Consider the following 24,229-nt stretch of genomic DNA (forward strand, 5'->3'; position numbering starts at 1 on the left):
ACAGGGCGATCGGGGCGGATGCTTGGGTGCGCGCTGGCTAGCCCCGCAACTCCAGCAGGTCGATGACGCTTTGCGCAAGTTCCTCGAGCGGGCGGTCCGGGACGAGCCGCAGATCGGGATTCTTCGGCCGCTGGTAGGGGCTGTCGATACCGGTGAAATGCGTGATTTCACCGACGCGAGCCTTGGCGTACAGGCCCTTGGGATCACGCGCCTCGCACTCGGCGAGCGGGGTGTCGCAGAAAACTTCGAAGAACTCAAATCCGGCGTCGAAGTGCACTTTACGAGCCATCTCGCGGTGTTCGTCGAGCGGGCTGATGGCGGGCACCAGCACGGTCTGACCGGAATCCGCCAGCAGCGTCGCGACGTGGGCCAACCGGCGCAGGTTCTCCGCACGATCGGCCATCGAGAAGCCCAGGTCGGCGTTCAGGCCGTGCCGTAGATTGTCCCCGTCGAGAACGTAAGCGGGAAAGCCCTTTTCGAGCAGTTTCTGCTCGACCAGCATGGCCACCGACGACTTGCCTGAACCCGAAAGGCCGGTGAGCCACACGGTCCGTCCGCGCGCCGCCCGGTCCGCCGCCGTCACCAGCGACTGATGCCGAACGGTGTTCGGGCTTGCCTTCTGTGCCGTGACATCGCGCAGCACCATGCCGGCGGCGACGGTGCCGTTGCTGTACGGATCGATGAGGATGAAGGAACCGGTGCTGGCGTTGCGGGTGTACTCGTCGAGCAGCAACGGCACCTGGGTGCGCAGCGAGATACGACCAAGTTCGTTGAGCTTCAACGCCGTAGCGCTCTTGTCGCGGTGCAGCGTGTTGACGTCGAGCCGGTAGTCCAGTGCGGTGACTCGGGCACGGGTGGTTCGGGTGGTGTGCTTGATGACGTAATCGCGCCCCGGCTCCAGCGACGCCGCGTCGGCCATCCAGCACACCGTCGCGTCGAATTCCTGGGTGACCCTGGGCTGGTTGTTGGTGCGAGCGATCATGTCACCTCGCGAGATGTCGATGTCGTCAGCCAGGCTCACCGAGACGGCCATCGGTGGAAACGCTTCTTCCACAGGGCCATTCGGGCCTTCGATCGCGGTGATTTTGCTGGTCTTGCCGACCGGCAGGACCACCACCTCGTCGCCCGGACGCATCACGCCGCTGGCCACGGTGCCGGCGTAGCTGCGGTGGTCGTGGTGCTCGTGGGTCTGCGGCCGGATGACGTACTGCACCGGGAAGCGCACGTCCACCAGGTTGCGGTCGCCGGCGATGTACACCTCTTCGAGGTGCGACAGCAGAGCCGGGCCCTCGTACCAGGGCGCCCGATCCGATTTGGTCACCACATTGTCGCCGTGCAGCGCGGACAGTGGGATGGTTGCCACGTCTTGCACGTCCAACCGCGCCGCGAAGGCGTGGAATTCGTCCTTGATCTCCTCGAATCTGGCTCGATCCCAGTCGATCAGATCCATCTTGTTGACCGCCAGCACGATGTGCTGGATGCCCAACAGGGACGCCAGGAAGGCGTGCCGTCGGGACTGCTCGAGCAGGCTCTGCCGGGCGTCGACGAGCACGATCACCAGTTGCGCGGTGGACGCCCCGGTCACCATGTTGCGGGTGTACTGGATGTGTCCAGGGGTGTCGGCGATGATGAATTTCCGCCTGGGGGTGGCGAAGTAGCGGTAGGCGACATCGATGGTGATGCCCTGCTCGCGCTCGGCGCGCAGGCCGTCGGTGACCAGGGCAAGGTCGGTGTAGTCGTGGCCGCGTTCTTTGGACGTCTTCTCTACCGCGGCCCACTGATCTTCCATCACGGCCTTGGAGTCGTAGAGCAGCCGCCCGATCAGGGTGGACTTGCCGTCGTCGACCGAGCCGGCGGTCGCGATGCGCAGCAGTGTCGTCGGTGCAGCCATCAGAAGTAACCCTGCCGTTTCCGGTCTTCCATGCCGGCTTCGGAGATGCGGTCGTCGGCACGGGTGGTGCCGCGTTCGGTCAGCCGGGACACCGCGGTCTCCGCGATCACCTCCGACACCGTGGTGGCCTCGGATTCGACACAGCCCGTGCAGGTGACGTCGCCGACCGTGCGGAACCGCACGGTCTTTTTCAACACCCGTTCGCCCGCGCGGGGCTGCATGTGCCGATGCACGGCCAGTAGCATGCTGTCCCGCTCGAAAACCTTGCGCCGATGCGCGTAGTAGATCGACGGCAACTTGATCTTCTCGGCGCCGATGTAGGACCAGATGTCGAATTCGGTCCAGTTCGACAGCGGGAAAACCCGGATGTGTTCACCCTTGTGGTGGCGCCCGTTGTAGAGGTTCCACAGCTCTGGCCGTTGGGCCTTAGGGTCCCACTGCCCGAACTCGTCACGGAAGCTGAACACCCGCTCCTTAGCACGGGCCTTCTCCTCGTCGCGGCGCGCCCCGCCGAATGCGGCGTCGAATTTGTTCTCCCGGATGGCGCGCAGCAGCGTCACAGTCTGGATCGGGTTGCGGGACGGGATCACCTCGCCGACCCGCCCGGCATCGATGTCTTCCTGCACCGAGGCGACCACCAGGCGCACCCCGAACTCTTCGACGAGTTCGTCGCGGGTCGCGATCACCTCGTCGAAATTGTGGCCGGTGTCTACGTGCATGACCGGAAACGGCAGCCGCCCGGGCCGGAACGCCTTGAGGGCCATATAGAGCATCACGATGGAGTCCTTGCCACCGGAAAACAGCAGCACGGGCCGTTCGAACTCCGCGGCAACCTCCCGGATGATGTGGATGGCCTCGGCTTCCAGCGAACGCAGATGGCTTAATTCGTACTGGCCTGCCACGGGACCGGCCGTCACCCCACTCGTCATGATTCCTTCGTCGTAACCCACATATCCTGATAAACTTGGTTTAACTTGCCATGTTTACAGTCATTATCGCTTATAGAACCAGCCCACCGCTGCGGTGTCAATGGACAAACACCGGCGGCCGTGCACCGGACCGATCGCGCCGGCTGCCGCGTGCGCGCTTGCCCCGCCGCGGATCAATGCGAAAACATGAGCGGATGACCACGTCCTCGGTGCCCGCCAGCGGGCGCGACGTCATCGCGCAGTTCGTCCCGCAATCGCCGTTCGTCGCCAAGTTGGGCGTCGTCGCCGATCAGCTCGGCGACGACGAAGTCCGGCTACGGCTGCCGTGGGATCCGTCCAACGTCACCGTCGGCGACATGGTGCACGGCGGTGCCATCGCCACGCTCGCCGACCTCACCGTCATGGCCGCGGCGTGGTGCGGCGCCGAAGAGCCCCCGAGCTGCGGGGCGTCACGGTGTTGATGGCGCTGGACTTCATGGCGCTGGCCCGGGCCACCGACCTGATAGGAGTGGGCCGGGTGCTGCGGCGGGGCCGCTCGCTTACCAACTGTGAAGCCGAAATCGTCGCCCAGGACGGCAAGCTGGTCGCCAAGGCCCTGGCAACCTACAAGGACGGCTGAGCGCCACCTCGTCGAGCTTGCTGCTGGCGACATCGAAGTCAAAGCCGCGCAGCGACTCGTGCTTGATGACGAACGGGCTGTTCTCGATGCGGCGCAACGACTGCCGGACGTCCTCGACGACGTCCGGGAAGGACTCGGGCGCCCACGGCGGCTTGGCGCCGATTTCGTCCTGGATGCCGCGCCTGAAGTCGTCGTCGTTGAAGGTCAACATGCCGCAGTCGGTGTGGTGGATCAGGATGATCTCCCGGGTGCCCATCAGCCGCTGGCTGATGGCCAGCGACCGAATGACATCGTCGGTGACGACACACCCCCGCGTTGCGGATGACGTGCGCCTCACCCGCGTTGAGGCCGAGCAGGCGATACACGTCAAGCCGGGCATCCATGCAGGCGACGACCGCGGCGACCACCGGCTTGATACAGCCGCTGTTCGATCGCGTCGGTGATCGCGGTCCTGTAGGCGATTCTGTCGGCCATGAACCGCGATTCGACCGTCGCGGTGACCTCGATGTCGGTGTCGGGGCGCAGCACGTCACCGAAGACTCGCTGCAACGGCTCGGCGAACGACGTGGCAGTGTATTGCATGCGCTCGGTGAGATCGTCTGCGCCGGCAAGCCCATAACGGTAGCTCAACCGGTGGGGCGCCCCACGAGCGCAGCCGAGCCAGCCCGACCGCCACCAGTGCCGCGCGGATCAACACCGGCGGCGATCACGCTGGGGCGATCGAACCGGCCACCCCGGGCAGTCGCACCACCGCGCCGAAGTTGGTGAACCCGGGGTTGGGGCGTAAGGCAACGTCGCGACGGTGTGCCGCACGATCGGGCGACGAGGCCCGGCGCCACCGCCAGGACCAGGCAGGCACCCGCCATGCCCGCACGCATGCTGACCGGCGCCTCCTTCGCGCCGGCGGCCAGGCTGGAGCGGGGACGGGCCAAGAACCCGATCCCGGACGCTTTCGCCGTCGCGGCCACACTCAAACCGGTGGCGAGCGCGGCCATGCCAACGGCTAATGGTGTCGTCAGCGCCACCATCGGGTCGTGTGCGGGAGGCGCGTGAACCAGGGACTGCACCAGCAGCCACTCCCCGACGAAACCGGCGCCGAGCGGCACGAACCAGTGCCACACGCTTGCAACTTATGCCAGCAAATCGCCGCGGCCCGGCAGCCGCGCTGTGGGCCCGGACGGCGCTGCGCACCGATTACGCTGTTCTGCGACATGAATATTTCGCAGGCGCCCGGCGTGGGCACCCGAGCGGGGCGGGCGTTGGTGTGGTGCCTGTTGTGGCTGCTAGCCGCCGCGGCGCTCGGCTACACGGCCTGGGGTCTGTTTGCACATACGCCTTATCGCATCGATATCGACATTTACCAAATGGGCGGCCAGACCTGGCTGGACGGGCGTCCGCTGTACCGCGGGGATGTGTTGTTCCACACACCGATCGGGCTGAATCTGCCGTTCACCTATCCGCCGCTGGCGGCGATCGCGTTCTGCCCGTTCGCCTGGTTGCACATGCCGGTGGCCAGCGTCGCGATCACCGCGCTGACGCTGGTACTGCTGGTCGTGTCGACGGTGATCGTGCTGACCCGGCTGGACGTGTGGAACACTTCGGCGCTGCTGCCCGGCCCGGCCTGGCTGCGCCGGTGCTGGTTGGCGGTGCTGATCGTGGCGCCGGCGACGATCTGGTTGGAGCCCATTAACTCGAACTTCGCCTTCGGCCAGATCAACGTGGTGCTGATGACGCTGGTGATCGCCGACTGCGTGCCGCGCCGCACGCCGTGGCCGCGCGGACTGTTGCTGGGGCTGGGCATGGCGCTCAAACTCACCCCCGCGGTGTTCCTGCTTTATTTCCTGGTGCGCCGCGATTTCCGCACCGCGTCGACGGCCGTGATGTCGTTCGTGGCGGCCACCCTGCTCGGGTTCATCCTGGCCTGGAGCGACTCGTGGGAGTACTGGACGCACACCGTCCACCACACCGACCGGATCGGTTCCGCGGCGCTGAACACCGACCAGAACATCGCGGGCTCGCTGGCGCGGCTCGGGCTCGGCCAGGACGTGCAGTTCGTGCTCTGGGCCGCCCTTTGCGTGGGCGTGTTGGCGCTGACGGTGTGGGCGATGCGGCACGTGTTGCAGGCCGGCGAGCCGACGCTGGCGATCGTCTGTGTCGCGTTGTTCGGGTTGATGGTGTCACCGGTGTCGTGGTCGCACCACTGGGTGTGGGTGCTGCCGACGCTGTTGGTCACGGCGGTCCTGGGCTGGCGACGCCGCAACGTCGCGCTGGCGCTGTTGACTGTCGCCGGGGTTGCACTGATGACGTGGAAACCGCTCGAGCTGCTGCCCAAACACCACGAGGAGACCGCCAACTGGTGGCGTCAACTGCTCGGCATGTCGTATGTGTGGTGGGCGCTGACCGTGATCGCGGCGGCGGGACTCACCGTGACTGCCCGGGCGGCCACGCGAGACCCGCTGGCACGCACCGATTCCGACGTCGGCCGTCCGCTGAACGTCGTCGGTTAGCCGGCAGCGGTTTCCGGGATTCGAGTGGCCTCGTCGGTCGCGCCGGCCGCATCCTTGCCGCGATTTTTGACGGTCGCGGCGTAGACGTCGACGTATTCCTGGCCGGAGAGCTGCATGAGTTCGTAGATGACCTCGTCGGCGACGGCGCGCTCGATGAAGCGGTTACCGGCCAGCCCCTCGAATCGGGAGAAATCCATCGGCTTGCCGAACCGGACGGTCACCTTGCCGAAGCGCAGCATCGTGGTTCCGGGCGGGTTGACGACGTTGGTGCCGATCATCGCGACCGGAATGACTGGAACACCGGTCTGCAGCGCCAACCGTGCCAGGCCGGTCTTGCCCTTGTACAGCCTGCCGTCGGGCGAGCGGGTGCCCTCGGGGTACATGCCCAGCAGCTTGCCGGAGGCCAGCACCCGCTCGGCGGTGTCCAGCGCGGCCTGCGCGGCGTCGGCGTTGCTGCGGTCGATCGGCACCTGGCCGACGGCGGTGAAGAACCAGCGGCTGAACCAGCCCTTGATGCCGGTGGCGGTGAAATATTCGGACTTGGCCAGGAAGGTGATTCGCCGTCGCACCACCAGCGGCAGGAAGAAGCTGTCCATCACGGCCAGATGATTACTGGCCAGTATCACCGGGCCCGAACTTGGAACATAGTGCAGGCCTTCGACTTTCGGGCGACCAAGAATCTGCAGCAGCGGGCCGAGGATGTACTTGAATAGCCAGTACCACATGGCCCCTCCCTCTCGCCCGCACCCGCCGGTGTTCTGCGCCAACTGTACCCATCCCCGACGCAACCGACCACATTCAGCCGGTGGCGATCACTCCTCGATGGTGACCGGGATGGGTTGATACCGGCTGCGCCCCTCGGTGTCGGCCGCGTTGTCGCCGTTGGGTGATTCGCTTGCCGTGCCGCCGCCGGGCGGGTCATCATCCGGTGGCGGCGTAGCGGACCGGTCGATGTCGTTGACGATCGCGCGAATGACCTCCAACAGGGCGAAGCTGTGGTCGGCGATGAAGGTCAGCAACGGGTGCTGATCGCCGGTGGCCAGGGCGGCTAGCGCGCACATCGGACACCAGATCTGTTGGCACTTGCCGGTTCCGGGTCCGTTGCCGGCCGTCATCGTCGCCGCCATCCGCACGGCGGGGTCGATGCCGTCCAGAATCGCCTGAGCCAGCCGGCGCAGTTCGGGCCCGAGCTCGGAACGCGGCGTCGTCACTTGGGCCACACCTCCGGATCTGGTCGAAATCGCACTGTCAGCTCCCCACCGCGCAAATGCGCGTCCTGCACGGTACACCGGCGCAACACGGACGCCAACCGCACCCTGCGCCGCATACCGCCGGCGCTGATTATCAGGTCGTCATCCACCCGGCCCAGCGACAGCGATCCGGGGTCGAGCTGGGGCAACGTTAACCGCATACTGTAGATCGCCCCAAGGCCCGTCCCGGATTCGAGATCCACAATAGGGCGCAGCGGCCCCGGCGGAGCCGCTCCATGCCGAAGACGGGCGCTGTCGAGCAAGCCGCTGAGCGCCTTGGGTCCGATCGGTTCACCCGCCAGCAGCGGCGTCATCACCAGCGCGACGTCGCCGATGGTGGCGTCGAGCTCGTCGAGCACCGCCCGCTGCTCCGAGATGCGTTCGCCATACCAGTAGAAGGCCGGGTGCTCGGGCAGGTTCCAGTACTCGTAGGACTCGTCCTCCACCAGCACCCGGTTGGTGATCAGCTCCTCGACGCGGACTCCCATCAGTGCCAGCGAACCCAGCGTGCGGACCGCCTCGGCCGCCACCACCCGTTCGGGTGTCAGCACCAGGTGCGCGCCGACACGATCGCCGTCGGTCAGCAGCGCGCTCAGCGCCTCGACACTGCTGCTAATACGCTCGATCAGTTCGACCACGGCGGCCGACCGCGGGTCGTCGGCGGTGATCGACAGCCGGCGGTGTCGCGGCCAGGCTCGTTCCACGTAGAGCCCGAAGGTGGCGGGCAGGGTGAGCATCCGCAATGCGTCCGCGGTCGAGGCGCAGTCGACGACGACGCGATCCCAGCTCCCGGACGCCGCCAACTCACCGACCGCGTACAGGCCCAGCACTTCCTGGATGCCCGGCAGCGCCGAGAGTTCCTCGGGGGCAATGCTACTCAGCTCGGAGTCGGGGAAGCGCCGGTCCAGCGCGGTGACCACTTCCACCCAGCGGGCCTCCAGCAGTGCCAGGGTGTCCAGGGCCATCGCGTCGAGTGTCCCGCCGCCCGGCTGGGTATCGAGGTCGGCGAGCACCCGGACCGGCTCGCCGCGACCGCTCGGCAGAACCGGTACGCCGAGCACGTCGCCGATTGAGTGCGCCTGGTCGGTGGACACCACCAGCACGCGTCGCCCCTCGATCGTGTCGGTGACCGCGGTGGCCGCGGCGAGGGTGGATTTTCCTACGCCACCCTTGCCGACGAAGAGACTGATCCGGCATGCGGACGAAAAAGTGGACACGGCAGGGCCGTAGGGATCGGACTCACTCAGCCTCGACTCGTTTCTTCAGATCCTTCAAGGCGGTGTCGGTCAGCCTGCGCTCGGCCTTGCGCTTTAGCAACCCGATCATCGGGATCGCCAGGTCGACCGCGAGTTCGTAGGTTACATCGGTGCCAGAACCCTTGGCCGCCAAGCGATATGAGCCTTCGAGTGAGCGCAACAACGAGCTGGAGACCAGGGTCCAGCTCAACGATTTGTGATCGGCCGACCATTGGTAGGACATCACCATGGTATCCCTGATGAAGCCGGCGTCTATCACGAATCGGACCGTCTTCGGATAGCCGTCGGCGCCGCGCTCCTGCACTTCGGCTTCCTTGTATTCCGAGATCCACTCCGGGTACGAATCGATGTCGGCGATCACCTCCAGTACTGTGTCCGGATCCGCCTCGATGTGAATGGTCTGGGTCGTCTTCTCCGCCACTTGGCCGATGCCCTCTCTCCCGTCGACTGGGTCCCGTTCCCGGTCACCTCCGGGAGTACCCCGCTTGGGACCGAAGGTACTCCGTGTCAACCGTGACGCGGCTAAGCTACCGGAGAAACACCGACCGGACGCGACTGTTCCAGCGTCGTCTTGACCTCGAAAGCCATTTTCTTGCCTGCGACCCGGCGGCGGTGCGTCATCTTTGCCAGGTTCAGTTTGGCCAGTTCGTGGGCCGCCACTCCTGTCGGCTCGGCGTGCAGGAAGTAGTGCAGCACCACGCCGTCCAGCGACGGCTCCAGCCAGATTTCCATGGTGCCGGTCAACGCTCCGGTGACCGACCAGCGGATGCCCTTCTCGGCCCGGTCCTCGACGACCTGCAGTCGCAGATCGGGCCACCACCACCGCCACTGCGACCGGTCGGTCACCGCGGCGCCGACCCGGGCGCCGTCGGCGGCGATATAGGTCTGGTCCGCGATCTGGATGCTGTGCATCGTGTCAGCTTCACACATCACTGACAGCGGGGCGTCATCGGTCATCGGCCGAGCGTTCCCGGCAATCGCTAGGCCGACCCGGCCACCACTGCCGGGCTGCGCGAATCCCGCGATTAGTGTGAGTGACAGCAAGCCCGGCCACCGGTCACTAGGTCATCGAGGTCAACAGTGCGTGAGTACAGCGTTCCCGCCCGCTTCACCGTCGGCGAGCAGGAAAACATCGCGGCCATGCTCTTCGAGCACGAGCGCGACGACCCCATCTTTGTCATCTACCAGCGCCTGGTCGACGGCGTGTGGACCGACGTCACGTGCGCCCAGGCCGCCGAGCAGGTCCGTTCGGCGGCGTTGGGTCTGATCGCGCTGGGCGTGCAGGCCGGGGACCGGGTGTCCATCTTCTCCGCCACCCGCTACGAGTGGGCGATCCTGGACCTGGCCATCCTGGCCATCGGCGGCGTCACCGTCCCGATCTACGAGACCTCGTCGGCCGAACAGGTGCGCTGGGTGCTGCAAGACTCGGAAGCCGTCGTGGCATTCGCCGAGACCGACGCGCACACCGCGATCGTCACCGAGCTCACCGGCGAACTTCCGGCCCTGCGCCGGGTGCTGCACATCGACGGTTCCGGCCCCAAGGCGCTTGATCAGCTCGTCGAGGTCGGCGCGGAGGTGGACCCGGCCGAGTTGACCGCCCGGCAGAGTGCGCTGCGCTCCGCGGACCCCGCGACCCTGATCTACACGTCGGGAACCACGGGGCGGCCCAAGGGATGTCAACTCACTCACGCCAACCTGCTGTACGAGATCAAGGGCGCCAAGGAGTGCCTGCCCACGCTGCTGCACGAGGGGCAGCGGCTTTTGATCTTTTTGCCGCTGGCCCACGTGCTAGCCCGGGCGCTGACGCTGTCGGCGTGCGCCAACAAGGTGACCGTCGGCTTCACCAGCGACATCAAGAACCTGCTGCCGATGTTCGCGGTGTTCAAGCCGACGGTCGTGGTGTCAGTGCCGCGGGTGTTCGAGAAGGTGTACAACACCGCCGCGCAGAACGCCGCCAACGACGGCAAGGGGCCGATCTTCGCCCGCGCGGTGCAGACCGCGGTCGACTGGAGCGAGGCGTACGACCACGGCGGTCCCGGGTTGCTGCTGCGCGCCAAGCATGCGCTGTTCGAGCGACTAGTCTATCACAAGCTGCGCGCGGCCCTCGGCGGCGATTGCCACGCGTCGGTCTCCGGGGGAGCGCCGCTGGGCAGGCGGCTGGGGCACTTCTACCGAGGTGTGGGCCTGACCATCCACGAGGGCTACGGCCTGACCGAGACCAGTGCGGCGATCACGGTCAACCAGGTCGGCAGGGTCAAGATCGGGACCGTCGGAACACTGTTGCCGGGCAACAGCATGCGCATCGCCGACGACGGTGAGCTGCTAGTGCGCGGCGGCGTGGTGTTCAGCGGCTACTGGCGCAACGAGCGGGCCACCGCCGAGGCGTTCACCGACGGCTGGTTCAAGACCGGCGATCTGGGCTCGCTGGACGAGGACGGCTTTTTGAAGATCACCGGGCGCAAGAAGGAGATCATCGTCACCGCCAGCGGCAAGAACGTCGCCCCCGCCGTGGTGGAGGATCAGCTCCGGGCACATCCGCTGATCAGCCAGGTACTGGCGGTCGGGGACGCCAAACCCTTTGTGGGAGCACTGATTACGATCGATTCCGAAGCGTTCGAGGGTTGGAAGGAACGTAACAGCAAACCCGGGAGTGCGTCGGTAGGCGACCTGGCCACCGACCCCGATCTGGTCGCCGAAATCGACACCGCGGTCAAGCAGGCCAACTTGGCGGTGTCGAATGCCGAGGCGATCCGCAAGTTCCGGATCCTGCCGGTCGACTTCACCGAGGACACCGGTGAGCTGACGCCGACAATGAAGGTGAAGCGCAACGTGGTGGCCGAGAAGTTCGCCTCCGACATCGAAGCGATCTACGAGAAGAAGTAGCGCCTGGCCACGCCGTTCGGCCACAGCGGCGGGGTCAGCAACTCGCCCAGCCGGGGGGCCAGGAAGTCCCAGCGCCACTGCGAGGTCACCCACTCGCGTCCAGCCTCGCCCATCGCCGCGGCCCGGTCCCGGTCAGCCAGCAACTCGGTGACCGCTGCGCCGACCTCGGCGACGGAGTGACCGTCGACGACGAATCCGTTCTTGGTGTGCCGCACGGCTTCCGGGGCTCCGCCCGAGTCGCCGGCAACCACCGGCACGCCGGTCGCCGAGGCCTCCAGAAAGACGATGCCCAGGCCCTCGACGTCCATCCCGGCGCCACGGGTGCGACATGGCATCGCGAACACGTCGGCCAGCGCGTAGTGGGCGGGCAGCTCGGCTGCGGGCACCCCGCCGGTGAAGGTCACGTGGTCGGCTACGCCGGTGTTCCGCGCGAGCCTGCGCAGTGTGTCCAGATACGGTCCGGTGCCGACTATGACCAGCGCGGCTCCCTCGACGCGTTTCCGGATCGACGGTAGCGCCTTGATCAGGATGTCCTGGCCCTTGCGCGGCACCAGCCGGGACAGGCACACCACGGTGGGCCGCTCCCCCAGCCCGTAGCGGGTGCGCAGCTCGTCGCGGCCGGCGGGGTCGGGCCGGAACCGATCGGTATCGACACCCGACGGCAGGTATTCTAGCGAGGCCGCGGGACCGAATGCCGTCGCAAACCGCGACCGCGTGTAGCGGCTGACAAACGTCACCACGTCGGAGTCATTGCCGATGCGGCGCAACACCTGTCGGGCGACCGGAAGCATCGACCAGCCCACCTCGTGGCCGTGCGTGCTGGCCAGCACGCGGGTCGCGCCGGCCTGCCGGGCGCGCGCAGCCAGCAACGCCAGCGGTGCCGCCGCGCCGAACCACACGGTGTCGATGCCGTGCTCGGCGATCAGCCGGCGCATCCGGGTGTCGACCGCTGGCCCGGGCAGCATCAGCGTGCCGGGATGACGCACCACGCGGTAGCCCGCCGCGGCGGCGTCGAAGGCGTCGGCGCCCTTCCACTGCGGCGCGTAGACCAGCACCGAGTGCGATCCGGTGCCGGCCAGCCGGGTGACGAAATCGCACAGGTACGACTGGATACCGCCGCGCCGCGGTGGAAAGTCGTTGGTTACCAGCAGGACCCGGCTCACCTGCGTCACGTTAGCAATCAGGCCGCGGCACCCAGTCAGTGCTGCCAGCGCGCGAGCAGGCCCGCCGCGTCGACGCCCAGCACGTCGCGCCCGGGCCAGGAACGGGTCGGCCCCGTCACGCCGCAGACCGCCAGATAGTAGGCCCGCAGCCGCGGCGGGCCGAACAGGTCGGCGACGAACCGCGCGAACCACCAGGCACGGTCGTACGCCAGCGAGCGCTGCGGCCCCGGGGTGTCCAGTTCGGCGTCCGACGGCAGCTGCCCCGACGATGTCACGCGCGCGTCGGCCGGCGCCGGCGCGGGCGGGCCACGAAGTCGGCCACGCCTTCGGCCAGCCACCGCGGCGTGTCCAGTGCGGTGTCGGCGCGCGATGCGTAATGAAAAAGCTCGTGCGTCAACACGATTCGCGGCGCCGAGTCGCTCATGCCGGCCGTACCGGGTGCGAACACGATGCGCTGACCCAGCACCAGCCGGTGCGCGGAATCGATCCGGTCGGCGACGGTCACCACCGCGATGTCGGCCCATTGCGCCGGCCCGCCACCCCCGGCGGCCGCGCGGAACTGCTCATCGGAGCCGGCGGCCACCACCGAGATGTCGCGCGGCCAGTCGACCCCCCAGAAGGCCTCCACCTTCTCGACGGCGGCACCGATGTTCGACGAGATCCTGGCGAGCAGGCGATCGGCGGCTGGCCGACCGAGGCTGCGCAGGTGAACGGCACGGTCACCGACGACCTGTGCGGAGTCCGTTCCGCGGTCGCGCGCATCGAACGGCAGGGCCGCGGCGACGGCGAACTCGCACGCCAGCAGGATTGAGATCCAACGGCGGTGCCGACGGACTGGCTGTGGTACGGCTCGCTCAGTAACGGCGCGCGTCGTGGACCGGGCCCGCGGCATTCATCGGCACCACCCGCACCGGCACGCCGTACGTAGAGGAATGGATCACCATGCCGTCACCGACGTAGATGCCGCTGTGCGACGCGTCGGAATAGAAGGTCACCACGTCACCGGGCTGCAGGTCCGACAGCGCGACCGGCTGACCGCCGTTGGCCTGCGCCTGGCTGGAGTGCGGCAACGATATGCCAGCCTGCTGGAACGCCCACATCACCAGGCCCGAGCAGTCGAACCCGCCTGGTGCAGCGCCACCCCACGAGTACGGCGTACCGACCTGGCTCAGCGCCGCCTGCACGACATTGGCACGGTCACCGCCGGGGCCGCCCGGAGCCATCCCGAGAATACCGCCCGGGAACGGCGCCTCACCACCGGGCGCGGGGACACCGGCCAGCGGGGCACCCGGCGGCAGCGCGTCCGGTCCCGGTCCGCCGGGAGCCGGGGCCGCCGCGGGGATCGGACCCGGGTCGGCGAGCACGGTGCGCTGCTCCGGCGTCAGGGCAACGTACTGCGACTTCACCACGGCGATCTGAACCTGCAGCTGACTCTGCTTGGACTGCAGACTGGCCCGCACCGCCGCGGCCTGCTCGGCCGCGCTCTTGGCGTCGGCGGCGGACTTGGCGGATTCCCGCTCGGCCTGGGTGGCCAGCTCGCCGGTGCGCCGGAACTCGGCCATCTGCGTCCGCATCTGCGTCGCCATTACCCGCTGGACGGCCATTTTGTCGATCAGGCCTTGCGGCGATTGCGCGGTCAGCATGGCGTCCATGCCGTCGACCCGCCCGCCGATGTAGGTGGCGGCGGCGAGCTTGTTGACGGCGGTCTGGAAGCGGGCCAGCCGGGCTCGCGCCTTGTCGAAGGCGGCCTGGTCGTCCGTGTGCTTTTTGTCGGCGGCCTGCTGGGCGGCGAGTTTCGCATTGAGATCAAGCTGCGCGCTGTGCATGGCCTCGGCGGTCCGCTCGGCCTGCCGCGATAATTCATTGAGTTTCGCGACCGCGTCTTCGGCCGGATCGGCTGCCGCATTGGCCACATTGGCAGCACAAATACCCGCCAAAATCGTTAGGTTTGCCAGCATTCCGATGACTGACTGCGTGAAGACACGCGAAATCGCTTGCGCGAAGGCGAAACTCAAAGTATTGCTTCCTTAAACTGCCGTCGACGGTCGAGGTCGAACTGGGTTTAGGTCTCAAACAGGTTACGAAACGATATCGACGTTTGTCCAAACCAGATCGTTAAGAAAATGGAAAGATTTCTGTCGAAACTATGTGAACAAGTTGTGTTCCTGGGGTTTGGTATACGGAGTTAGGAAGCGACGTCCGATCCATAATGGCGATGGATCGGCACCAACCGCAACCGGGGGCCAACCCCGCCTCCGTGAGCACCTCGAGCGCGGCCCGTTCATCTGCAACAAGGTTTCCGGTACCCCGAGTAACACGCTGACCACGCAATCCCGACAGCCGGGACCGCGCGCCACACAAGTCGTCGCAGTCGATCACTATCGGTCCTGTGGCCGGTACCGGTGCGGCGCCCGTGCCGTCGTGTGCGCTGCTCTGGGCCATCTTGGATCGGTCCTCTCCTCCGGCTAACCAAACCGACTTGCCACACCGAGTCGTGCTGTTCCGAACGCTAACCACGCCGACCGACAACTTTGGCCGGCCACGTCGCGGCGTGGGTCGGCGCAGCTGTCGGCTCCGCCGCTTAACGTCACGCCCATGCATGTGACAGGTGGAACTCAACTGAGTTTCCCCGAGTTGGAAACGGGCCCCGAAACGGTCGGGACGCCGGCCGACGACACCCCGTTGCGCGACACCACCTTCGTCGTCGTCGACCTCGAGACGACCGGCGGGCGCAGCCGGGGTACCGATGGCGCGCCCGCCGACGCCATCACCGAGATCGGGGCGGTTAAGGTCCGCGGTGGCGTCGTGCTCGGTGAATTCGCCACCCTGGTCGACCCGCAGCGCAGCATCCCGCCCCAGATCGTGCAGCTCACCGGGATCACGACGGCGATGGTGGGCGACGCGCCGACCATCGACGCCGTGCTGCCGACGTTTCTGGAATTCGCCGGCCTGGGCTGTGGGGCAGTCCTGGTCGCCCACAACGCGCGGTTTGACGTCGGATTTCTGCGGGCGGCGGCACAACGTTGCGAAATCCGTTTGCCACGAACGCAAGTGCTGTGCACGGTGCAGTTGGTCCGGCGGGTGCTGAGTCGCGAAGAGGCGCCCAGCGTGCAGCTGGGCGCGCTGGCAAGGTTGTTCGCGGTCGCCAGCGAACCCACCCACCGCGCCCTCGACGACGCCCGCGCCACGGTCGACGTGCTGCACGCGTTGATCGAGCGGGTGGGCAACCAGGGGGTGCACACCTACGCCGATCTGCGCTGCTACCTGCCCAACGTGACACCCACCCAGCGCCGCAAACGGGTGCTCGCCGATGGACTGCTGCACCGGCCCGGCGTCTACCTGTTCCGCGGACCCGCCAACGAGGTGCTCTACGTCGGCACCGCCACCGACCTACGCCTCCGGGTCAGCCAGTACTGCACCGACGCTGACCCGCGCGGCGGATGAAGGAAATGGTCACCCTGGCTCGGGCGGGTCGAGGCCGTCGAGTGCGCGCACGTGCTGGAGGCCGGGGTGCGCGAACTGCGCATGCTGGTCGCCCATGCTCCGCCGTACAACCGCCGCTCGCGGTTTCCGCAGCGCTGGTGGTGGGTGGTTGCTCAGCGAGGAACCGTTTCCGCGGCTGTCGGTGGTACGGGCCCCACGCCACGACCGCGCCATCGGGCCGTTTTCGGTCCCGCACCGACACCGTGGCGCTGCTGGCCCGGTTCACCGGAATCCGCACCTGCACGGCGCGGCTCGGCCGGTCGGCCCGTCACGGCCCGGCCTGCCCCGAGGTCGAGGTCCCGCCCTGCCCCGCCGGCCGCGACCTGACCGCGACGCAGTACGCCGCGGCGACGCAGCGGGCCGCGGACCTGATCGACGGCGCCGACAACAGCGCGCTGGCGGCCGCCGTCCGCCAGGTCACTGCGCTGGCCGACGACCGGCACTACGAGAGCGCGGCGCAGCTGCGCGACCGCACGGCCGCCGCGATCGAGATCCTGTGACGGGGTCAGCGGCTGCGGGCGCTGGCGACGCTGCCCGAGCTGATCGCCGCCGCCCCGGACGGCGACGGGGACCACCTGGCCGTCATCCGCTACGGCCAGCTCGCCGCGGCCGGCAACGCCCGGCGGGGGTGCCGCCGATGTCGGAGAGCGACGCGATTCACGCTGGCGCACAAGCGATCTGGCGCACAAGCGATTCTGCCGACCGACGCCCCGCTGGGCGGGGCGCTGGTGGAAGAGACCGCGCTGATCGCGCGCTGGCTGTCCGCCCCGGGCGTGCGTATCGTGCTGGTCGCCGACGACCTCGGCTGGGCTTCCCCGCTGCGGTCCGCGGGCCCCTGGGCGGACTGGGCCGCGACGGCGCGATCCGCGCGCATCGCCTCAAACAAGCGGCGGATGGCTGGTCAGACCTGCTGACTGAACCGCACCCAACGCGCGAGCAGCTGTTCGGCGGCGCCGGAGTCGATGGCCGCGGTGGCGCGCGCCAGCCCGTCCTCCCAGGCCGGCAACCATTCAGCGCGGCTGGATAGCCCCGCGTGCGCGACGATCGCGCCGGCGGCATTGAGCACGACCGTGTCGCGGACCGAGCCCTGAGCGCCGCCCAGCACCGCCCGCACCTCGTCGGCGTTGGCCTGGGCGTCGCCGCCCACCAGCTCGTCGAGCTCGGCGCGGGCGAACCCGAAACCCGCCGGGTCGAACGTCAGCTTGTCGACCGTGCCCGCCTGCACCCGCCAGATGGTGCTGGTGGTGGTCGTGGTCAGCTCGTCGAGACCGTCGTCGCCGTGTACCACCAGCACGCTGGCGCGCCGCGCGGCGAACACCCCGGCCATCACCTCGGCCAGGTTGGCGAACGCGCAGCCGATCAGCCCGACCCGCGGCCGGGCCGGATTGGTGAGCGGCCCAAGAAGATTGAAGACCGTCGGTATCCCGATCTCGCGGCGCACCGCCGAGGCGTGCCGGTAGGACGGGTGGAACACCGGGGCGAAGCAGAACCCGATGCCCACTTCGGCCAGGCTGCGCGCGACCTGATCAGGCCCGAGGTCGATACGCACGCCGAGCGCCTCGAGGGTATCAGCGCCACCGGACAACGACGAGGCGGCGCGGTTGCCGTGCTTGACCACCGGCACGCCGGCGGCCGCGACCACAATCGCCGCCATCGTGGACAGGTTGACGGTGTTGACCCCGTCACCGCCGGTCCCGACGATGTCGACGGCGTCGTCGCGGATCGTGTCGCCGGGTATCGAGCGTGCATGGCTGAGCATCACGTCGGCCAGCTCGCTGACCTCGGCCGCCGTGGGCACCTTCATCTTCAGCGCAACCGCGAACGCGGCGATCTGGGCCGGCCTCGCGTTGCCGGTCATGATCTCCTCCATGGCCCACGCGGCCTGCCCACGCGCCAGGTGCTGCCCGTCGGTCAGCCGGCCCAGCACCTGCAGCCAGGTGGGGGCGACCCCGGCGACGGCGGAAAACGCCTGGGGTGATGGAACTTCAGGTGACAGGGCCACGCGCCGATGGTCCCACGACGGCCGACCACCGCGACCAGCCACCGCCTAACCGGGCAGGTTGCGGTCCCCAAAAACGACGCGCCAGACCGAATTCCGGCCCCGGGTAGGGTTCAACAACTACAAAGCGTCATACTTGCGGATGTGACGAGTGCTGTAGGGACCTCGGGAACTGCGATCACGTCTCGGGTGCATTCGCTGAATCGGCCCAATATGGTCAGTGTAGGCACCATAGTGTGGCTTTCTAGCGAGCTTATGTTCTTTGCTGGCCTATTCGCGTTCTATTTCACGGCGCGCGCGCAGGCCGGCGAGAACTGGCCGCCACCCCCGACCGAGCTGAATCTGTATCAGGCCGTGCCGGTGACGTTGGTGCTGATTGCCTCGTCGTTCACCTGCCAGGTGGGCGTGTTCGCCGCCGAGCGCGGCGACGTGTTCGGGCTGCGCCGCTGGTACGTGATCACCTTCCTGATGGGGCTGTTCTTCGTCCTCGGGCAGGGCTACGAGTACTACCACCTGGCCACCCACGGAACGACCATCCACGGCAGCGCCTACGGCAGCGTGTTCTACCTCGCGACGGGCTTCCACGGCCTGCACGTGACGGGCGGCCTGATCGCCTTCATATTCCTGCTGGCCCGCACCGGGATGAGCAAGTTCACCCCGGCGCAGGCGACGGCCAGCATCGTCGTCTCCTACTACTGGCATTTCGTCGACATCGTGTGGATCGCGCTGTTCACCGTGATCTATTTCATTCGATGACCCGGCGCGCGATGAACAGGAGTGCTCGGTTGAAGAACCTGGGATTCACCCGATCCCGCGGCAGCAAGCCTCAGAGTCAGCCGCCAAAGTCCAGCAACCGATCGCGGCGGCGTCTTCAGCGCCGGCTGACCGGCGGCTTGCTGCTGATGATCGCGCTGACCATCTCCGGTGGGCTGGCCGCCGTGTTGACTCCCACGCCTCAGGTGGCGGTCGCCGACGAGTCGTCCTCGGCGCTGCTGCGCAACGGCAAGCAGCTGTTCGACACCTCCTGCGTCTCCTGCCACGGGGCCAACATGCAGGGCGTGCCCGACCACGGCCCGAGCCTGATCGGGGTCGGCGAGGCGGCCGTCTATTTCCAGGTGTCCAGCGGCCGGATGCCGGCGATGCGCGGCGAGGCGCAGGCCCCGCGCAAGGAGCCCATCTTCGACGAGGCGCAGATCGACGCGCTCGGCGCTTACGTGCAGGCGAACGGTGGCGGCCCGACCGTCGTGCGAAACCCCGACGGCAGCATCGCCATGCACTCGCTGCGCGGCACCGATCTGGGCCACGGCGGCGACCTGTTCCGCCTGAACTGCGCCTCCTGCCACAACTTCACCGGCAAGGGTGGGGCGCTGTCGTCCGGCAAGTTCGCCCCCGACCTGGGCCAGGCCAACGAGCAGCAGATCCTCACCGCGATGATGACCGGCCCGCAGAACATGCCGAAGTTCTCCGACCGTCAGCTGTCGTTCGAGACGAAGAAGGACATCATCGGCTACGTTAAGAACGTCACCGAGGAACGGTCGCAGGGCGGCTATGGCCTTGGCGGTTACGGACCCGCACCCGAGGGCATGGCGATGTGGATAATCGGGATGGTCGCGGCCATCGGGCTGGCACTGTGGATTGGGGCGCGCGCATGAGCACCGGCTCAGACGCCGACAAGGGCACCGGCTCACCCAACGAGCCGGACGAGGCCGCACTGGCCGCAATGTCCACCCAGGAACTGCTGGAACTGGGCGGCAAGATGGACGGCGTCGAGACCGTCTTCAAGGAACCCCGCTGGCCGGTCGAGGGCACCAGAGCCGAGAAGCGCGCCGAGCGCGGCGTCGCCACCTGGCTTTTGCTGGGCGGTGGATTCGGGCTGGCGCTGCTGCTGGTCTTCCTGTTCTGGCCGTGGGAATACAAATCGAAGGACGAGGCCGGCAACTTCCTGTCCTCGCTGGCCACCCCGCTGTACGGACTGACCTTCGGGATGTCCATCCTGTCCATCGCGATCGGCGCCATCCTCTACCAGAAAGACTTTATCCCGGAAGAGATTTCAATCCAGAACCGCCATGACGGCGCGTCCCGCGAGCTCGATCGCAAGACGGTGGTGGCGAACCTGACCGACGCTTTCGAGACGTCGACGATCGGGCGCCGCAAACTGGTCGGGGCGTCGCTGGGACTGGGGCTGGGCGCGTTCGGCCTGGGCACCCTGGTGGCGTTTGCCGGCGGCCTGATCAAGAACCCGTGGAAGCCGGTCGTACCCACCGCGGACGGCATGAAGGCGGTGCTATGGACGTCGGGCTGGACCCCCCGCTACCACGGCGAGACGATCTATCTGGCCCGCGCGACGGGCGCCACCGACGGGGTTCCGTTCGTCAAGATTCGGCCCGAGGACATCGACGCCGGCGGCATGGAGACGGTGTTCCCGTGGCGGGAGTCGGACGGCGACGGCACCACGGTGGAGTCGCACGAGAAGCTCAACGCCATCCAGCTGGGTGTCCGTAATCCCGTGATGCTCATCCGGATTCGGCCCAGCGACATGCCCCGGGTGGTCAAGCGTCAGGGCCAGGAGAGCTTCAACTTCGGCGAGTTCTTCGCCTTCACCAAGGTCTGCTCGCACCTGGGCTGCCCGTCCTCGCTGTACGAACAGCAGTCCTACCGGATCCTGTGCCCCTGCCACCAGTCGCAGTTCGACGCGCTGCACTTCGCCAAGCCGATCTTCGGCCCGGCGGCCCGTGCGCTGGCGCAACTGCCCATCACCATCGACTCAAACGGGTATCTGGTCGCCAACGGTGATTTCATCGAGCCCGTGGGACCGGCATTTTGGGAGAGGACGACATCATGAGTCCGAAGCTGAGTCCCCCGAAGATCGGCAATGTCCTGGCCCGCCAGGGCAAGGACGTTGATAGCCGGTATCACCCGTCGGCGGCGGTGCGCAGACAGCTCAACAAGGTTTTCCCGACGCATTGGTCGTTCCTGCTCGGCGAGATCGCCATGTACAGCTTCTTCGTGTTGCTGCTGACCGGCGTCTACCTGACGCTGTTCTTCGACCCGTCGATGGTCGATGTCACCTACCACGGCGTGTACCAGCCGCTGCGCGGCGTCGAGATGTCGCGCGCCTACGAGTCGGCGCTCGACATCTCGTTCGAGGTCCGCGGCGGTCTGTTCGTCCGCCAGGTCCACCACTGGGCCGCGCTGATGTTTTCCGCGTCGATCATGGTGCACCTGGCCCGCATCTTCTTCACCGGTGCGTTCCGGCGGCCGCGCGAGGCGAACTGGGTCATCGGCTCGCTGCTGCTGATCCTGTCGATGTTCGAGGGCTACTTCGGCTACTCGCTGCCCGACGACCTGCTGTCCGGTATCGGTCTGCGGGCGGCACTGTCCTCGATCACGCTGGGCATGCCGGTGATCGGAACCTGGCTGCACTGGGCGCTGTTCGGCGGCGACTTCCCCGGCACCATCCTGATCCCCCGGATGTACGCGCTGCACATCCTGCTCATCCCCGGCATCATCCTGGCGCTGATCGGGCTGCACCTGGCCATGGTGTGGTTCCAGAAGCACACCCAGTTCCCCGGCCCGGGACGCACCGAGCACAACGTCGTCGGCGTCCGCGTGATGCCGGTGTTCGCGGTCAAGTCCGGCGCTTTCTTCGCCGCGATCGTCGGCGTGCTGGGCCTAATGGGAGGCGTGCTGCAGATCAACCCGATCTGGAACCTGGGCCCCTACAAGCCATCTCAGGTGTCGGCTGGCTCGCAGCCCGACTTCTACATGATGTGGACGGAAGGCCTGGCGCGTATCTGGCCGCCATGGGAGTTCTACTTCTGGCACCACACCATCCCCGCGGCCGTGTGGGTGGCACTCATCATGGGCCTGGTGTTCGTGCTGCTGATCATCTACCCCTTCCTGGAGAAGCGGTTCAGCGGCGACACCGCGCACCACAACCTGCTGCAGCGGCCGCGCGACGTCCCGGTGCGGACCTCGATCGGCACGATGGCGATCTCGTTCTACATGCTGCTGACGCTGTGCGCGATGAACGACATCATCGCGTCCACGTTCCACATCTCGCTGAACGCGACGACGTGGATCGGGCGCATCGGCATGGTGGTGCTGCCGCCACTGGTGTACTTCACCACCTACCGGTGGTGCGTGAGCCTGCAACGCAGCGACCGCGCGCTGCTCGAGCATGGTGTGGAGACCGGCATCATCAAGCGGCTCCCTCAGGGTGCCTACATCGAGCTGCACCAGCCGTTGGGCCCGGTCGACGAGCACGGCCACCCGATTCCGCTGGAATACCAGGGTGCGCCCATCCCCAACAAGATGAACAAGCTGGGTTCGGGTGGTTCACCGGGCAGCGGCAGCTTCCTGTTCGCCGACCCGCCGGCCGAGGACGCGGCGCTGCGTGAGGCGGCCCACGCCTCCGAGCAACGCGCCCTTACCGCGCTGCGGGAACGCAGGACACCAACAGATCGGTGAACGGCGAGCACTAGGCTGCTCGGCTCGGCAAACTGATCGGCAACGCGTCGGCTAGGGACAGCCGACGCGTTGCTGTTGGGCCGCCCGCACGATCGAACCGACGGTCACGAACACCGGCTTGAGCCGATCGTCATCACCGACCGGCAGGTCCGTCGCGCAGCGCAACACCATCCGCGCCAGCGTGCTGTACGTCGCGTACGACACGATCAGCAGGTTAACGCAACCGCTCTCGCCGCTGATGGTCATCACGTGCTGGCGCTTGTGTTCCAGCCGGGCCAATTGAAGTCGGGTGGGCGTTGCAACAGGTGCCAGTTGACGTTGATCGACATGATATCGCCCAGCAGCGGCATCAAGGTGGCAACCAGGTCGGACAGTTCGTTGGTGATGCGGTCGGCGCGAGGCCACCACGCGCCGTCGATGGCACGGCCCAGCTCGCGGGCCACCGAGACCCGGACCGGCTGGGTTCGGGCCCGACCGCTCAGGGGCGGGTCATCGCGGATGTCACTGTCCCGCGATGGCCATGGCCCCGCAAATCACGGGATGGCTCCCTTCGCTGTCGGCAAACGCCCCACGGGTGCAGGGCGGCGGAATCGACGTCCTCCCAGCCTATACGGTGTTCGACCGCAGACAACGAAGACAAACTCGGCACATTCATGGCAATACAGAACTGGGACGAGGCGCCCGAGATCCATCCTTCGGACATCCGGGTCGGTGACGTCATCGACACCCTGGAGACCAGCCGGCTGCGCTACACGGTAGATGATCGGCGGGCCGCAGAAGAGTCCCGGCAAGTGGACGTTCTTCTGCCGTGATAACGACGGGTCGCAGCACACCAGCACCGTCCGCGACGACCTGTTGATTCGGCCGGTACGCCAAGGCTTTATGAGCCTGCGAGGCGGAACTACTCCGCCTCGACCTCGCGGCGTAGCTGCCGCACGAACAGCCACTCGACCGCCGGCAACACCGCGGTGATGACGCCGGCCAGCGCGTACCCAGCCCAGGACGGGCCGTCGTGGCCGACAGCCATCGCGTAGGTCGCCGCGGCGACGGCGATCAGCGCCGCCCCCATCGTGGCGACCATCACCACCGCGCCGCGCAGCCAGATGCGGTCAACCGCTTCGCCCGTCCCCGCCGTCGCGGCGCGCTGCTGGCGCAGCCGATCGATCACCTGCCGCCCCGCCGGCTGCCGCACAGTCGGACGCCCCTGCAGGGCCGTCGATCTGACGACGGGCGGCTCGGTCTTGCTCATCCTGCGCGCCCGCAGCAGCACCGGGATCGCCCCGGCGATGATCAACGCGGAGATGACGATGACGACGTACAGCACCCACGGCGTGCTGTACGTGCTCCTGGCCGCGCTGTGAAAGCCCCGGCCCAGATCGGCCAGTGCGACAGCCGTGGCCACGCTCACGCCCAGCAGCAGCAGCCAAACCGCGACGCAGGCACCCAGCAAGATGCGATCGATGACGTCGGGCAGAATGTCGGACCCGTGTCGATACGCGGAGTATCTGCTGACCATCAGCAGCTCGTCTGCGGCGCGTCGCCGTTGTTGGACGACAGCACCGTCCCGTCGCTGGTGGTGATCGAGCAGTTGAGCCTGCTGACCCGGAAAAGGCTGGATGCCTGCACGGAGCCGACGTCGGACTGCGAGATCGGGGTGACCGTCATCGACCACGGGATGTAGACGTTGTGCTGCGTGCGGGAGCGCCCGGAGGCATCGATATACGTTACCGAGATGATGTCGCCCGGCGCCTTGGTGCCGGTCACCGAATACGTCACCTG

24 protein-coding genes and 5 pseudogenes are annotated in these 24,229 nt (G+C 67.4%); 11 read left to right on the forward strand and 18 right to left on the reverse strand.

Annotated elements, in window-relative coordinates; translation table 11 throughout:
• Positions 1-37: 37 nt before the first annotated feature.
• Both cysC and cysD read right to left on the reverse strand, forming a co-directional pair.
• On the reverse strand, positions 38-1,891 hold the full coding sequence (cysC, locus tag FQ389_RS04720; protein WP_144206202.1) for an adenylyl-sulfate kinase: 1,854 nt from the start codon (positions 1,889-1,891) through the stop codon (positions 38-40).
• Entirely contained in the window at positions 1,891-2,820 is a 930-nt protein-coding gene (gene cysD / locus FQ389_RS04725; protein ID WP_144206203.1) for a sulfate adenylyltransferase subunit CysD, read from the reverse strand. The genes cysC and cysD overlap by 1 nt, the downstream gene beginning before the upstream one ends.
• Before the next feature lie 194 nt (positions 2,821-3,014).
• On the opposite strand from cysD, the pseudogene FQ389_RS04730 reads away from it, so the two are divergent.
• Positions 3,015-3,439, forward strand: a pseudogene (locus FQ389_RS04730) (PaaI family thioesterase).
• 4 nt (positions 3,440-3,443) lie between these two features.
• Here the strand turns inward: FQ389_RS04730 and FQ389_RS04735 are convergent.
• The 3 genes and pseudogenes from FQ389_RS04735 to FQ389_RS17725 all read right to left on the reverse strand — a co-directional run.
• Positions 3,444-3,837, reverse strand: a pseudogene (locus FQ389_RS04735) (beta-class carbonic anhydrase); the annotation flags it as partial.
• Positions 3,806-4,021, reverse strand: coding sequence for a hypothetical protein (locus FQ389_RS22085; protein WP_260860492.1), 216 nt, complete (start codon positions 4,019-4,021; stop codon positions 3,806-3,808). The pseudogene FQ389_RS04735 and the gene FQ389_RS22085, both read right to left, overlap by 32 nt.
• Positions 4,022-4,065: 44 nt before the next feature.
• Positions 4,066-4,560: a hypothetical protein gene (locus FQ389_RS17725; protein ID WP_186296267.1), complete on the reverse strand. Its 495-nt coding sequence runs from the start codon at positions 4,558-4,560 to the stop codon at positions 4,066-4,068.
• A gap of 90 nt (positions 4,561-4,650) precedes the next feature.
• On the opposite strand from FQ389_RS17725, the gene FQ389_RS04750 reads away from it, so the two are divergent.
• Positions 4,651-5,946 (forward strand): glycosyltransferase 87 family protein, encoded by a 1,296-nt coding sequence (locus FQ389_RS04750; RefSeq protein ID WP_144206205.1) that lies wholly within the window; start codon positions 4,651-4,653, stop codon positions 5,944-5,946.
• On the opposite strand, the gene FQ389_RS04755 is transcribed toward FQ389_RS04750, so the two are convergent.
• The 5 genes from FQ389_RS04755 to FQ389_RS04775 form a co-directional block, all read right to left on the reverse strand.
• Entirely contained in the window at positions 5,943-6,671 is a 729-nt protein-coding gene (locus tag FQ389_RS04755) for a lysophospholipid acyltransferase family protein (RefSeq protein WP_144206206.1), read from the reverse strand. The genes FQ389_RS04750 and FQ389_RS04755 overlap by 4 nt on opposite strands.
• Positions 6,672-6,758: 87 nt before the next feature.
• Positions 6,759-7,157 carry a hypothetical protein gene (locus tag FQ389_RS04760; protein WP_144206207.1) on the reverse strand — a complete coding sequence of 133 codons (399 nt, stop codon included), beginning with the start codon at positions 7,155-7,157 and terminating at the stop codon, positions 6,759-6,761.
• Positions 7,154-8,413 carry an ArsA family ATPase gene (locus tag FQ389_RS04765; RefSeq protein ID WP_144206208.1) on the reverse strand — a complete coding sequence of 420 codons (1,260 nt, stop codon included), beginning with the start codon at positions 8,411-8,413 and terminating at the stop codon, positions 7,154-7,156. Before FQ389_RS04765 ends, FQ389_RS04760 begins: the two co-directional genes overlap by 4 nt.
• 22 nt (positions 8,414-8,435) lie before the next feature.
• On the reverse strand, positions 8,436-8,873 hold the full coding sequence (locus tag FQ389_RS04770; protein ID WP_144206209.1) for an SRPBCC family protein: 438 nt from the start codon (positions 8,871-8,873) through the stop codon (positions 8,436-8,438).
• A 101-nt stretch (positions 8,874-8,974) separates the two neighbouring features.
• Positions 8,975-9,364, reverse strand: coding sequence for a polyketide cyclase / dehydrase and lipid transport (locus FQ389_RS04775; protein WP_144206210.1), 390 nt, complete (start codon positions 9,362-9,364; stop codon positions 8,975-8,977).
• A 168-nt stretch (positions 9,365-9,532) separates the two neighbouring features.
• Between FQ389_RS04775 and FQ389_RS04780 the strand changes: the two genes are divergently transcribed.
• Positions 9,533-11,335, forward strand: coding sequence for an AMP-dependent synthetase/ligase (locus FQ389_RS04780; RefSeq protein WP_144206211.1), 1,803 nt, complete (start codon positions 9,533-9,535; stop codon positions 11,333-11,335).
• Here the strand turns inward: FQ389_RS04780 and pimB are convergent.
• From pimB to FQ389_RS04800, 4 genes and pseudogenes are all read right to left on the reverse strand, one after another.
• Positions 11,320-12,498 carry a GDP-mannose-dependent alpha-(1-6)-phosphatidylinositol monomannoside mannosyltransferase gene (gene pimB, locus FQ389_RS04785; RefSeq protein ID WP_144206212.1) on the reverse strand — a complete coding sequence of 393 codons (1,179 nt, stop codon included), beginning with the start codon at positions 12,496-12,498 and terminating at the stop codon, positions 11,320-11,322. The genes FQ389_RS04780 and pimB overlap by 16 nt on opposite strands.
• A 35-nt stretch (positions 12,499-12,533) precedes the next feature.
• A pseudogene (locus FQ389_RS04790) lies at positions 12,534-13,303 on the reverse strand (hypothetical protein).
• Between the two features lie 49 nt (positions 13,304-13,352).
• Positions 13,353-14,456, reverse strand: coding sequence for a peptidoglycan hydrolase RipC (ripC, locus tag FQ389_RS04795; protein ID WP_144206213.1), 1,104 nt, complete (start codon positions 14,454-14,456; stop codon positions 13,353-13,355).
• A 227-nt stretch (positions 14,457-14,683) separates the two neighbouring features.
• A pseudogene (locus tag FQ389_RS04800) lies at positions 14,684-14,940 on the reverse strand (hypothetical protein).
• A gap of 159 nt (positions 14,941-15,099) precedes the next feature.
• On the opposite strand from FQ389_RS04800, the gene FQ389_RS19050 reads away from it, so the two are divergent.
• The 3 genes from FQ389_RS19050 to FQ389_RS19060 all read left to right on the forward strand — a co-directional run bounded on the left by FQ389_RS19050 (position 15,100) and on the right by FQ389_RS19060 (position 16,895).
• On the forward strand, positions 15,100-15,942 hold the full coding sequence (locus FQ389_RS19050) for an exonuclease domain-containing protein (protein WP_260860493.1): 843 nt from the start codon (positions 15,100-15,102) through the stop codon (positions 15,940-15,942).
• 242 nt (positions 15,943-16,184) lie between these two features.
• The gene (locus tag FQ389_RS19055) at positions 16,185-16,481 is read left to right on the forward strand and encodes a hypothetical protein (RefSeq protein ID WP_260860494.1); all 297 of its coding nucleotides are present in this window, start codon (positions 16,185-16,187) and stop codon (positions 16,479-16,481) included.
• A gap of 228 nt (positions 16,482-16,709) precedes the next feature.
• The gene (locus FQ389_RS19060; RefSeq protein WP_260860495.1) at positions 16,710-16,895 is read left to right on the forward strand and encodes a hypothetical protein; all 186 of its coding nucleotides are present in this window, start codon (positions 16,710-16,712) and stop codon (positions 16,893-16,895) included.
• On the opposite strand, the gene trpD is transcribed toward FQ389_RS19060, so the two are convergent.
• Positions 16,883-17,983 (reverse strand): anthranilate phosphoribosyltransferase, encoded by a 1,101-nt coding sequence (gene trpD / locus FQ389_RS19065; protein WP_407662759.1) that lies wholly within the window; start codon positions 17,981-17,983, stop codon positions 16,883-16,885. The genes FQ389_RS19060 and trpD overlap by 13 nt on opposite strands.
• A 141-nt stretch (positions 17,984-18,124) precedes the next feature.
• Between trpD and ctaE the strand changes: the two genes are divergently transcribed.
• From ctaE to qcrB, 4 genes are read left to right on the forward strand one after another with little or no spacing between them, the layout of a single operon-like run.
• Positions 18,125-18,736 carry an aa3-type cytochrome oxidase subunit III gene (ctaE, locus tag FQ389_RS04815; protein ID WP_144206215.1) on the forward strand — a complete coding sequence of 204 codons (612 nt, stop codon included), beginning with the start codon at positions 18,125-18,127 and terminating at the stop codon, positions 18,734-18,736.
• Between the two features lie 29 nt (positions 18,737-18,765).
• Positions 18,766-19,632, forward strand: coding sequence for a cytochrome bc1 complex diheme cytochrome c subunit (gene qcrC, locus FQ389_RS04820; protein WP_144206216.1), 867 nt, complete (start codon positions 18,766-18,768; stop codon positions 19,630-19,632).
• Entirely contained in the window at positions 19,629-20,822 is a 1,194-nt protein-coding gene (qcrA, locus tag FQ389_RS04825; protein WP_144206217.1) for a cytochrome bc1 complex Rieske iron-sulfur subunit, read from the forward strand. Before qcrC ends, qcrA begins: the two co-directional genes overlap by 4 nt.
• Positions 20,819-22,450: a cytochrome bc1 complex cytochrome b subunit gene (gene qcrB, locus FQ389_RS04830; protein WP_144206218.1), complete on the forward strand. Its 1,632-nt coding sequence runs from the start codon at positions 20,819-20,821 to the stop codon at positions 22,448-22,450. The genes qcrA and qcrB overlap by 4 nt, the downstream gene beginning before the upstream one ends.
• 51 nt (positions 22,451-22,501) lie before the next feature.
• On the opposite strand, the pseudogene FQ389_RS04835 reads toward qcrB, so the two are convergent.
• Positions 22,502-22,932, reverse strand: a pseudogene (locus FQ389_RS04835) (DUF5994 family protein).
• 171 nt (positions 22,933-23,103) lie between these two features.
• On the opposite strand from FQ389_RS04835, the gene FQ389_RS04840 reads away from it, so the two are divergent.
• Positions 23,104-23,262, forward strand: coding sequence for a hypothetical protein (locus tag FQ389_RS04840; protein WP_260860496.1), 159 nt, complete (start codon positions 23,104-23,106; stop codon positions 23,260-23,262).
• 89 nt (positions 23,263-23,351) lie between these two features.
• Here the strand turns inward: FQ389_RS04840 and FQ389_RS04845 are convergent, their stop codons facing one another.
• Positions 23,352-23,966, reverse strand: a complete 615-nt coding sequence (locus FQ389_RS04845; RefSeq protein ID WP_144206219.1) for a DUF2561 family protein — start codon at positions 23,964-23,966, stop codon at positions 23,352-23,354.
• On the reverse strand, positions 23,966-24,229 hold a 264-nt coding region (locus FQ389_RS04850), incomplete at its 5' end, for an MmpS family transport accessory protein (protein WP_144206220.1). The genes FQ389_RS04845 and FQ389_RS04850, both read right to left, overlap by 1 nt.

It is taken from the genome of Mycobacterium tilburgii, from assembly GCF_902168065.1.
Taxonomy (GTDB): domain Bacteria; phylum Actinomycetota; class Actinomycetes; order Mycobacteriales; family Mycobacteriaceae; genus Mycobacterium; species Mycobacterium tilburgii.